This window comes from Caulobacter sp. P1_B12_2, assembly GCF_056406675.1.
The window spans coordinates 1-1,968 of the sequence record NZ_JBFTZS010000633.1 but is presented as its reverse complement, the minus strand read 5'-3'; the positions used below and the strand labels follow the sequence as shown (position 1 = coordinate 1,968).

At 67.3% G+C, this 1,968-nt stretch carries 3 protein-coding genes; 2 read left to right on the top strand and 1 reads right to left on the bottom strand.

The genetic code is table 11. The features are described 5' to 3' along the window. The first annotated feature begins 207 nt into the window (after positions 1-207). Positions 208-450: a hypothetical protein gene (locus AC1DZ6_RS24295; RefSeq protein WP_477099669.1), complete on the top strand. Its 243-nt coding sequence runs from the start codon at positions 208-210 to the stop codon at positions 448-450. 99 nt (positions 451-549) lie between these two features. Here AC1DZ6_RS24295 and AC1DZ6_RS24290 read toward each other — a convergent pair whose 3' ends face one another. Continuing rightward, the gene (locus tag AC1DZ6_RS24290; RefSeq protein WP_477099668.1) at positions 550-1,224 is read right to left on the bottom strand and encodes a YiaD family glycine zipper/OmpA-like lipoprotein; all 675 of its coding nucleotides are present in this window, start codon (positions 1,222-1,224) and stop codon (positions 550-552) included. Between the two features lie 241 nt (positions 1,225-1,465). Between AC1DZ6_RS24290 and AC1DZ6_RS24285 the strand changes: the two genes are divergently transcribed. Next, on the top strand, positions 1,466-1,968 hold a 503-nt coding region (locus tag AC1DZ6_RS24285), incomplete at its 3' end, for a 2-oxoglutarate and iron-dependent oxygenase domain-containing protein (RefSeq protein WP_477099667.1).

Sequence of the window (1,968 nt, the reverse complement as noted above, 5' to 3'; positions counted from 1 at the left end):
GGGGAAACGTCGATCGGGATGAAACAAGCCCTCAGTCGCCGTCCCTTGAGAAGAACGGTTTCGCGGAGCGGTCGAGCCAAGCCGAAACGCACATTCAAACCCACGGTCATCCGGGCTCGGCCCGGACCGCTCYGCGCCTCCYCACCCACTCGCCAGCGAAAGCYCGAGGTCGAAGACCCGCGCCCGCCTTCCAGGACGGAGACCCTCATGCCCAAGTCCAAGCCGCCCCGCCGCCGCAAGATCCGCCGAGGCAACGACCTTCGGGTCCTGATGATCGAAGGGGTCCGGGCCGCGCTGGCCCTGAACGACGCGATCCTGGCCAAGATCGACGAGCAACTCGGCAAAACGCCGAAGGGGCCGGCGAGGGCCGACCTGTTGGCGTGGCGCGCGGAGATGAAATCGCATCGGCCGGGCCTGTTGGAAAGCCGCGCCGACGCCATGAAGCCTTAGGCGGACCGGACGTCCGCGGCGATGAACATTTGTCCCCACCTGACCGCTTCACGGTCCGTAGGGGGCAGGTGGCGTGAGCCGCCCGCCCCCAGGAAAGCCCTACTTCGTCAGCGGCCGCAGGATGATCTCGACCCGGCGGTTCTGGGCGCGGCCTTCGGCGGTGTCGTTGGTGGCGATCGGCTGGCGTTCGCCCTGGCCGGCCACGAAGACGCGGTCGGCGATCACCCGGCCCGGGCCGGTCAGATAGCCGGCCACCGAACTGGCGCGGCGCTCCGACAGGGTCTGGTTGTAGTCGTCCGGACCGCTGCTGTCGGCGTGGCCGACCACGTCGATGGTCGTCTGCGGATAGGCGTTCAGCGTGCGGGCCACGTCGTCGAGCACGCGGGTGAAGTTGGGCTGCACCTCGGACTTGTCGACCGCGAAGGTCACGTCGCTGGGCATGATCAGCACGATCTGGTCGCCGTTGCGGCGGATCATCACGCCCGAGCCTTCCAGGCTGCGGCGGAAATCGGCCTGTTGGCGGTCCATGTAGTTGCCGACGGCGCCGCCGGCCAGGGCGCCGATGCCGGCCCCGATCAGGGCGTTCTTGCGGCCCTGTTCGCCCTTGTTGGTGTTGGTCAGATAGCCCAGGACCGCGCCGACGCCCGCCCCGGTCAAAGCGCCCGTGCCGGTGTTGTTGCGGACCGGCATGCCCGTATAGGGATCGGTGGTGGTGCAAGCGGCCAAGGCCAGGGCGCCCATCATGGCGACGCCGACGGCGGTCTTTTTGATCATGGTCGTTTTCTCTCTCGAACCCGTTCAGACGATCTTGATCCCACGCCACGGCGTGCGATCCTCGGCGGGCAGAACGCCCTGTCCATGGTCAAGTTCCACTCCGGCCGATGACCCTGGGATGAACAGGGCCTTCGCACCCCCCGCCAACGCCCCGGCGCCGCCCCTTGGCGCTTTGGCCCCGGCCGGTGTAGTAAGTCTGGTCTTACTAATTTCCATCCGCCTAATGTCGAGGCTCCAGCCCGTGTCCGCATCCGCCATCGAACCCGTCTCGTTCACCCTGTATTCGAAGGATTTCGACAGGTTCGCCCAGGCGCTGGGCGCGTCGTTCCAGCGCTACGGCTTCGCGGTCATTTCGGACCACGACATGCCGCAGGCCCGCATCGATGCGGCTATCGCCGACGCCAAGGCCTTCTTCGCCCTGCCGGTGGAGATCAAGAAGCAGTACGCCGGGGCGTCGGGCGGCTCGCGCGGCTACATCCCGTTCGGCATCGAGACCGCCAAGGGCGCCACCCACTACGACCTGAAGGAATTCTGGCACGTCGGCCGCGATCTGCCGCCGGGCCACCCGTTCCGCGCCAACATGGCCGACAATGTCTGGCCGGCCGAGATCCCCAGCTTCCACCACAATGTCGGCTGGATGTACGGAGCCCTCGACAGCCTGGGCGTGCGGGTGCTGAAGGCCATCGCCACCTATCTGGAGCTGGGCCGCGACTTCTTCGACCCGACGGTCAAGGACGGCAACAG